7 protein-coding genes are annotated in these 8321 nt (G+C 73.4%); 1 reads left to right on the top strand and 6 read right to left on the bottom strand.

Annotation, left to right across the window (positions count from 1 at the left end):
* Window positions 1–44: 44 nt before the first annotated feature.
* Window positions 45–311, bottom strand: a complete 267-nt coding sequence (locus ACIA8Q_RS03335) for a GlsB/YeaQ/YmgE family stress response membrane protein (RefSeq protein ID WP_360205325.1) — start codon at window positions 309–311, stop codon at window positions 45–47.
* A 309-nt stretch (window positions 312–620) separates the two neighbouring features.
* Between ACIA8Q_RS03335 and ACIA8Q_RS03330 the strand changes: the two genes are divergently transcribed.
* Window positions 621–1865, top strand: a complete 1245-nt coding sequence (locus ACIA8Q_RS03330; protein WP_360205322.1) for a glycosyltransferase — start codon at window positions 621–623, stop codon at window positions 1863–1865.
* A 92-nt stretch (window positions 1866–1957) separates the two neighbouring features.
* Here ACIA8Q_RS03330 and ACIA8Q_RS03325 read toward each other — a convergent pair whose 3' ends face one another.
* The 5 genes from ACIA8Q_RS03325 to ACIA8Q_RS03305 all read right to left on the bottom strand — a co-directional run bounded on the left by ACIA8Q_RS03325 (window position 1958) and on the right by ACIA8Q_RS03305 (window position 7859).
* On the bottom strand, window positions 1958–2335 hold the full coding sequence (locus tag ACIA8Q_RS03325; RefSeq protein ID WP_360205319.1) for a hypothetical protein: 378 nt from the start codon (window positions 2333–2335) through the stop codon (window positions 1958–1960).
* 482 nt (window positions 2336–2817) lie between these two features.
* A complete protein-coding gene (locus tag ACIA8Q_RS03320; protein ID WP_360205317.1) occupies window positions 2818–4362 on the bottom strand; it encodes an NCS1 family nucleobase:cation symporter-1 in 1545 nt (514 codons plus the stop codon).
* A gap of 36 nt (window positions 4363–4398) precedes the next feature.
* A complete protein-coding gene (locus ACIA8Q_RS03315; RefSeq protein WP_360205315.1) occupies window positions 4399–5421 on the bottom strand; it encodes a TIGR03842 family LLM class F420-dependent oxidoreductase in 1023 nt (340 codons plus the stop codon).
* A 153-nt stretch (window positions 5422–5574) separates the two neighbouring features.
* Window positions 5575–7005 carry a dihydropyrimidinase gene (gene hydA, locus ACIA8Q_RS03310; protein ID WP_360205313.1) on the bottom strand — a complete coding sequence of 477 codons (1431 nt, stop codon included), beginning with the start codon at window positions 7003–7005 and terminating at the stop codon, window positions 5575–5577.
* A gap of 11 nt (window positions 7006–7016) precedes the next feature.
* Complete coding sequence (locus ACIA8Q_RS03305; RefSeq protein WP_360205310.1) at window positions 7017–7859, bottom strand: nitrilase-related carbon-nitrogen hydrolase; 843 nt, start codon at window positions 7857–7859, stop codon at window positions 7017–7019.
* Window positions 7860–8321 lie beyond the last annotated feature (462 nt).

Here is an 8321-nt window from a genome sequence, read left to right as displayed (position 1 = left end):
GGGCGGCGGGCACGAGTCCGCCGCCGCCCGGCTCACCGCAGGCCCTAACGCCGCGAACTGCCGAACAGCAGCCGGTAGACGATCAGCAGCACCAGGGCGCCACCGATCGCCGACAACCAGGTGGCCATGTCGAAGAAGTGCGCCGTCACCGACCTGTGTAGGAAGTGCGACGCGATCCAACCGCCGACGAAGGAGCCGGCGATGCCGATCAGGGTGGTCACGATCAGGCCGCCCGGGTCCTTCCCGGGCAGCAGCAGCTTGGCCAGGGCCCCCGCCACCAGGCCAAGCACGATCCACGCGACGATGCTCATCTGTCCCTCCCGTTCGCGGCGCGACGGCCCCGTCCCGCCGCTCTGCACCGGAGGACGCCACCCGCCCGGCCCGCGGTTCCGGCGCCACCACCCCCGCGACACCGACCGGCGACACGCACCGGCGACACGCACCGGCGACACGGCAGGCGACGACGCAGGGCGCCCCGCACCGGCCCGACCAGTCCGGAGCCGCCCCTGGCCCGGCTTCGAACCGGCCCCTCCCGGCACACCCGCCCGACGGGCCCCGCGGGCCCCTGCCCCGGGCGTGGCACCCTCCCGCCCGGGCGCCCGCGCCGGGATACTGCCGCCATGCGCATCCTGATCGCCACCGCCGGCTCCCGGGGCGACGTCGCCCCGTTCATCGGGCTCGGTGTCCGCCTGCGAGCGGCCGGCCATCAGGTGGCCGTCGCCACGCACACCACCTTCACCGCGCCGGTGCGCTCCGCCGGGCTCGAGTTCCGCCCGCTGCCGGTCGACCCGCGCGCGGAACTCGCCTCCGACGACGGGCAGCGGCTGCTGCGCGCCGGCAGCGGACCGTACGCGATCCTGCAACTGCTGCGCCTGGGGCGGAGGTTCATGCCGGCCCTCGGCGAGGGCATCGCGGACGCCACCGCGCTGGGCACCGATCTGCTGCTCACCACCAGCACCACCAGCGCGCTGGGCCAGGTGGCCGCGGAGGCCGCCGGCATCCCCAGCATCGGGCTGTACCTCCAACCCCTCTCCCCCACCCGCGAGTTCGCGCCGGCGGTGACCGGCACCCGGTCGCTCGGCCGGCGGGGAAACCTGCTCGCGGGGCACGCCGTCCAGGCCGCCACCGACCGGCTGTTCGCCCCGGCCGTCCGCGCCCTGCGCCGCCGCCTCGGCCTGCCCCCGGTCGGCATCGCCCGGGCCCGGCGCAGGCACCCCGTCCTGCACGGCTTCTCGCCCACGGTCGTGCCGCGCCCGGCCGACTGGCCTCCCGGACTGGACGTCGCCGGCTACTGGTGGCCGGTGCGGGATCCGGACTGGCAGCCCCCGGCCCGGCTGCTCGACTTCCTGGCCGCCGGGCCCGCGCCCGTCTTCGTCGGCTTCGGCAGCCTGGTCGTCCCGGAGCCCGAGCGGCTGACCGCGACCGTCCTCGCGGCGGTGCGCGGCGCGGGGGCGCGGGCCGTCCTGCAGGCGGGGTGGAGCGGCCTCGGCGCCGAGGACTCGGACGACGTCCTGACCATCGGCGACACCCCGCACGAGTGGCTGTTCCCGCGGACGGCGGCCGTGGTCCACCACGCCGGGGCCGGCACCACGGCCGCCACGCTGCGCTGCGGCACGCCCGCCGTCCCGGTGCCCGCCCAGCTCGACGCGCCGTTCTGGTCCGACCGGCTGGCCAGGCTCGGGGTCTCCCCCGGCCCGGTGCCGCTGCACGCCCTCACCGCCCCCCGCCTCGCGGCCGCCCTCCGCCGGGCCGTCGGCGACCCCCGCTACCGCAGCCGCGCCAGATCGGTGGCCGACGTCCTCGCCGGCGAGGACGGCACCGCCAAGGTGCTGGCCGCCGTCGAACGCGCCGGGCCGCGCGGGTGACCGCTCCCGGAGGAGGCCGCTCCGGCCGGGGCCCCGTCACACGGTGGAAACCGCTGCCCGGGCGCCCACGGGGGCGCGCCGGCGCCGCCGCCTCACACGGCGGACTGCAGGGCCTTCGCCTGGTCCGGCGTGAGGTGCTTCGACACCCGGATCAGGACCGCGCCGCGCACGTAGTCGTACTCCAGCAGCGCGGGCATGCCCTTGACGATCGCCTGGATGTACTCGGACCTCTTCCTCGCATCGGCCTCGGTCGCGAACACCTCGACGGCCCCGCCGCGGGCCACCGAGTCCGCGCTCTCGCCCTCCACGTCGGCCGGCTTGATCCGCGAGTCGGAGAACGACACCTTCGACACGTACTGGCCCGGGCGGCCCAGCAGGTGGTTCGGGTCGTCCTCGGCGGTGTACTGCTTGACGATCTTCAGCGACGGCACGGCCGTCGCCAGCTTGCCGAGCGCGGCCGCCGCGTCCACCTCCTTCGGGGGCGCACCGACCGCGGCAGGGCCGCCGGCGGACGGCGCGGCAGCCGACGCGGCGCCACCTGCCGCCGAAGCGGACGGAACGGCGGACGGAGCAGCAGGCGGAACGGTCGGCGAAGCGGTCGACGGAACGGCGGGCGGAGCAGCGGCCGACCGACTGTCGGCGCTGCTGCCGCAGGCCGCGGTGGCGGCGAGGAATCCGCCGGCGACCAGGATCGGGAGGATGGGACGCATGGTGTCCTCTGGTACGTGGTGCGGGTGTTGAGCGGACCGTATCGACGCACCGCCGGCCGTGCAGGCGAGTTGACACCTCCGTGACCGCCTCGGGACCTGGACGCACCTGGGCACCGAGCCGAGGGGGCCGTCAGCGGCGGCCCTTACGACACCGAGCCGCAACGGCCCTCAGCGGCGACCCCTTCGACACCGAGCCGCAACGACCCTCAACGGCCCTCAACGGCAGCCCCCAGCGGCGGCCCTCAACGGCGGCCCTCCTCGGCACCGTCCGTTCCCGCCGGACGGCCGCCCGGGAGCGCGCAGAGCAGCAGGTACAACCCGAAGGCCGCCGCGAAGCCGACCGCCCAGCCGTAGTCGGCCAGCGGTTCGAGCGCGGGCAGCAGCCCGTCCGCCGGGAACGGTCCGCCGTGCGACCCGCCGACCGCGAGGACGGCCCCGACCAGCAGGGCGAGCACCCCCCGCCAGTTCCATCCGCCCGCGTACCAGTACGCCCCGCCCGGCCGGTAGAGCTCGGCCAGCCGCAGCCGGGTGCCGCGCAGCACCCAGTAGTCGGCGATCAGGACCCCGGCCACCGTCCCGAGCATGCCGCCGACCACGCCGAGCCAGGTGAAGATGTACACGTGCGGGTCGGAGATCAGCTTCCACGGGAAGATCGCGATCCCCACGACCCCGGTGATCAGTGCCCCGGTGCGGAAGTCGACGAGCCGGGGCAGCAGGTTGGCGAGGTCGTAGGCCGGCGAGACGACGTTGGCGGCGATGTTCACCGACAGGGTCGCGACCAGGACGGTCAGCAGGGCGAACAGCAGGCCGGCCGGGTTCTCCATCTTCGCGGCGAGCTCGATCGGGTCCCACACGGGTTCGCCGTAGACGGCCTGCGAGCCGGAGGTGACCAGGACGGAGAGCAGCGCGAAGAGGGTCATGGTGGTCGGCAGGCCGAGTGCCTGCCCGCGGATCTGGGCGCGCTGGCTGCCGCCGAAGCGGGTGAAGTCGGGGATGTTGAGCGCGAGGGTCGACCAGAACCCGATCATGCCCATCAGCGCGGGGAAGAAGACCTTCCAGAACTCGCGCCCCCAGCCCAGCTGGGAGGGCTGGTCGAGCAGCGGCCCGAACCCGCCCGCCTTGACCGTCATCCACACCAGCAGCGCCAGCGCGCCGACGATCACGAACGGCGCCGCCCAGTTCTCGAACCGCCGCAGGGTGTCCATCCCGCGGGCGATGATGGCCATCTCCAGGAGCCAGAAGAGGAGGAACGAGAGCCACTGCGTCCACGGGTAGCCGCCGAACTGCGCCGCGGTGCTCCAGGACGAGCCGAGCAGTTTGCCGGCGAGCAGGAAGATCCCCTCGCCGCCGATCCAGGTCTGGATGCCGAACCAGGCGCAGGCCACCGCCGCCCGCAGGAGCGCGGGCAGGTTGGCGCCGCGCAGTCCGAACGCGGCGCGGGCGAACACCGGGAACGGGATCCCGTACTTCGTTCCCACGTGCCCGTTGAGCAGCATCGGAACGAGCACCACGAGGTTGGCGACCGCGATGGTGAGCACGGCCTGTTTCCAGTCCATGCCGAGCGCGACCAGCCCGGAGGCGAGCGTCCAGGAGGGGATGTTGTGGGCCATGCCGACCCAGAGCGCCAGGAAGTTGTAGGTGGTCCAGGTGCGCCGTTCCACCGGGACGGGTCGCAGGTCGTCGTTGGTGAAGCCGTTGGCGGGCAACCGGCCTGCGGCCGGGTCGAGTTCGACCCGGCCGTCGGGGTGCTGCCGCTGCCCACCGCCGCCGATCGCGGTCTCGGCCATGGGCGACTCCCGTCTGCGCGAGCGCGGTTGCGGCGGTCAGGACCGGGCGAGGTGCGGGATCACGTCACTGCCGTAGGCGTCGATGGTGGCCTCGACGGCGTCGTGCATGGCGTAGACGGCGAACTGGTCGACGCCGAGGGAGCGGAGCTGCTCCAGCCGGGCGAGTTGGGCCTGCGGCGGCCCGATGAGGCAGAAGCGGTCGACGATCCCGTCCGGGACGAAGGCGGTGTCCGGGTTCCCGGCCCGGCCGTGGTGGCTGTAGTCGTAGCCCTGGCGGCCCTTGATGTAGTCGGTGAGGGCGTCCGGGACGAGGTCGGAGTGGGCGCCGTAGTGGGTGACCAGGTCGGCGACGTGGTTGCCGACCATCCCGCCGAACCAGCGGCACTGTTCGCGGGCGTGGGCGAGGGCCTCCGGGGAGTCGTCCGCGGTCACGTAGGCGGGGGCGGCGACGCAGATGGTGAGCGCGTCCGGGTCGCGGCCGGCCTCGGCGGCGGCGGAGCGGACCGCCTTGATCATATACTCGGTGAGGTACGGATCGGCCAACTGGAGGATGAAGCCGTCGGCCTGACGGCCGGTCAGCGCGAGCGCCTTCGGCCCGTAGGCGCCCATCCAGATCGGGAGCTCGGCGCCGGGCCGCACCCAGGGGAGGTGCATGTCGGTGCCGTCCACCTCGACGGTGCGCCCCTCGGCGAGCTCCTTGACGGCGTGCATGGCCTCGGACAGCCGGGCGAGGGTGGCGGGCCGGCGCCCGGCGACGCGCATGGCGGAGTCGCCGCGGCCGATGCCGCAGACGGTGCGGTTGCCGTACATGTCGTTGAGCGTGGCGAACAGGGAGGCGGTGACCTCCCAGGTGCGGGTGGAGGGGTTGGTGACCATCGGGCCGACGGTCAGCCGCTCCGTCTCCGCGAGGATCCGGCTGTAGATGACGAAGGGTTCCTGCCACAGCACGCAGGAGTCGAAGGTCCAGCCGTGGCTGAACCCGGCCCGTTCGGCGCGGATCATCCGGTCGATGAGCAGGCGGGCGGGCGGGTCGGTCTGCAGGACGAGGCCGATGTCCATGGGTGGCTCCGGGGAGAGGGTGGTGCCGCCGGCCGGGCCGTTGGCGCAGGCCCGGCGGGCGGCGGGATCTGGTCGGCGGGGTCTGGTGGGCGACGGCGGGCCGTCGACGGCGGGCTGCCGACAGCGGCCCGGGCCGGGCCGGGCCGGCTCAGGTCAGGTCAGGTACTGGCAGGTGTCGCGGCGCAGGAAGGTGCCGTGGCCGGCCCGGCCGAGCCACTGCCCGTCGTCGAGCACCACGGTGCCGCGCGAGAGCACCGTGCGGGCGCGGCCGGTGAGCCGGCGCCCCTCGTAGGCCGAGTAGTCCACGTTCATGTGGTGGGTGGCGGCGGAGACGGTCTGCACGGCGGAGGGGTCGTAGACGACGAGGTCGGCGTCGGACCCCGGCGCGATGGTGCCCTTGCGCGGGTGCAGTCCGAACATCCGGGCCGGGGTGGTGCAGGCGATCTCGATCCAGCGGCGGCGGGTGATGTGCCCGTCGACCACGGCCTGGTGGAGCAGGTCCATCCGGTTCTCCACCCCGGGAAGGCCGTTGGGGATCTTCGAGAAGTCGCCGCGGCCGAGTTCCTTCTGCCCGACGAAGCAGAACGGGCAGTGGTCGGTGGAGACCACCTGGAGGTCGTTGGCGCGAAGCCCGCGCCAGAGCGCCTCCTGGTGCTCGCGCGGGCGCAGCGGCGTGCTGCACACGTACTTGGCGCCCTCGAAGCCGTCCGCACCGGCCTCGGCGAGGTTGTCGGTGGAGAGGAACAGGTACTGCGGGCAGGTCTCGCCGAAGACGTTGAGCCCGGCGTCGCGGGCCTGCGCGAGCTCGGCGAGGGCGGAGGCGGCGGAGACGTGGACGACGTAGAGCGGGCTGCCGGCGACCTGGGCGAGCTTGATGGCCCGGTGGGTGGCCTCGGCCTCCAGGAGTTCCCGGCGCACCTCCCCGTGGAAGCGGGGGGCGGTGCGCCCGGCGGCGAGGGCCTGCTCGACCAGCACGTCGATGGCGATGCCGTTCTCGGCGTGCATCATGATCAGCCCGCCGTTGGCGGCGCCGCGCTGCATGGCGCGCAGGATCCGGCCGTCGTCGCTGTAGAACACGCCGGGGTAGGCCATGAACAGCTTGAAGGAGGTGGACTCGCCGGAGTCGACGAGGGCGTCCATCTCCTTGAGGACGCCGTCGTTGACGTCGGAGACGATGGTATGGAAGGCGTAGTCGACGGCGCAGTTGCCGTCGGCCTTGGCGTGCCAGGTGTCGAGGCCCTCGCGCAGCGAGCCGCCGACGGGCTGGACGGCGAAGTCGACGATGGTGGTGGTGCCGCCCCAGGCCGCGGCGCGGGTGCCGGTCTCGAAGGTGTCGGAGGCCGCGGTGCCGCCGAAGGGCAGTTCCATGTGGGTGTGGGCGTCGACGCCGCCCGGGATGACGTAGTGGCCGGTGGCGTCGATGACGGTGTCGGCGGTCCAGGCCCCGGCGGCGGTGCTGCCGGTGGTGGCGAGCGCGACGACGCGTTCGCCCTCGACGAGGACGTCGGCGTGGAGTTCGTCGGTGGCGGTGATGACGAGGCCGCCGCGGACGACGGTGCGCTGGTGCGGGTCGCGGGTGGTCATCGCGGTGCTCCTCACGCCTCGGAGATCGGTCCGTAGGCGTCGGGCCGGCGGTCCCGGTAGAACTGCCACTGCTGGCGGACCTGTTCGATCAGGCCGAGGTCGAGGTCGCGGACCACGAGCTCCTCCTCCTTGTCGGAGGCGACGTCGCCGACGAACTGGCCGCGCGGGTCGACGAAGTAGGACGTGCCGTAGAAGTCGTTGTCGCCGTACTCCTCGGTGCCGACGCGGTTGATGGCGGCGACGAAGTACTCGTTGGCGACGGCGGCGGCGGGCTGCTCCAGCTGCCAGAGGTAGGAGGACAGGCCGCGGCTGGTGGCGGAGGGGTTGTAGACGATCTGCGCGCCGGCCAGGCCCAGGGCGCGCCAGCCCTCGGGGAAATGGCGGTCGTAGCAGATGTAGACGCCGACCCGGCCGACGGCGGTGTCGAACACGGGCCAGCCGAGGTTGCCGGGCTTGAAGTAGTACTTCTCCCAGAAGCCCTTGACCTGGGGGATGTGGTGCTTGCGGTACTTGCCGAGGTAGCTGCCGTCGGCGTCGATGACGGCCGCGGTGTTGTAGTAGACGCCGGTCTGTTCCTCCTCGTAGACCGGGACGACGATCACCAGACCGAGTTCGCGGGCGAGGTCCTGCATCCGGCGGACGGTCGGGCCGTCCGGGACGGCTTCGGCCCAGCGGTAGTGCTCGGGCTCCTGGACCTGACAGAAGTACGGGGAGTTGAAGACCTCCTGGAAGCCGATGATCTTCGCGCCCTGGGCGGCGGCCTCGCGGGCGTACCGCTCGTGGAGGGCGATCATGCTCTCCTGGTCGCCGGTCCAGCGGGTCTGGACGAGCGCGGCACGGACGATCTGCGACATGGGTACCTCCGCAACTCCGCTGCCCGGCCGTGGGGTCGGGCCTGCGGTCTGAGGGTTGACGGGGCGGGTCTCGTCTGCGGGTCCCTGGGGATCCGCAGGGGTCTACGTGCGTAGAAAGCGACCTGTAGACCGTAGGCCGGGCCTCGGTGGCCTGACAATACGTCGGGGGCAATGCGTCTGGGGCGATCCTGTTGTGCGGACACGCGGATGGCCCTGGATGGGATGAAACGATCATCTACCCCGGGAGCGGGCTTCTTACTCATTCGAGCGAAACCGGGCACTCCACGTGCGGGATCAGCCACGGCCGGGTAAAACGCGGCTGGAAGCGGCTGCGCACCGTTATCCTCCGGGCGCGCAGCGCGACTCAGGGGCGGCAGCACAGCGGGGCGGCAGAGCGGCAGCACGGCGGGGCGGCACCCGATCGCGGCCGCACCCGGGCGGGGCGAGGGGATCGACCGGGCG

This window comes from Kitasatospora sp. NPDC051705, from assembly GCF_044453265.1.
Taxonomy (GTDB): Bacteria; Actinomycetota; Actinomycetes; order Streptomycetales; family Streptomycetaceae; genus Kitasatospora.
This window is presented reverse-complemented; position numbering and strand designations above follow the sequence as displayed.

Coding starts and splice junctions, on each gene's coding strand:
- ACIA8Q_RS03335 (WP_360205325.1), bottom strand. CDS start 311: ATGAGCATCGTCGCGTGGATCGTGCTTGGCCTGGTGGCGGGGGCCCTG.
- ACIA8Q_RS03330 (WP_360205322.1), top strand. CDS start 621: ATGCGCATCCTGATCGCCACCGCCGGCTCCCGGGGCGACGTCGCCCCG.
- ACIA8Q_RS03320 (WP_360205317.1), bottom strand. CDS start 4,362: ATGGCCGAGACCGCGATCGGCGGCGGTGGGCAGCGGCAGCACCCCGAC.
- ACIA8Q_RS03315 (WP_360205315.1), bottom strand. CDS start 5,421: ATGGACATCGGCCTCGTCCTGCAGACCGACCCGCCCGCCCGCCTGCTC.
- hydA (WP_360205313.1), bottom strand. CDS start 7,005: ATGACCACCCGCGACCCGCACCAGCGCACCGTCGTCCGCGGCGGCCTC.
- ACIA8Q_RS03305 (WP_360205310.1), bottom strand. CDS start 7,859: ATGTCGCAGATCGTCCGTGCCGCGCTCGTCCAGACCCGCTGGACCGGC.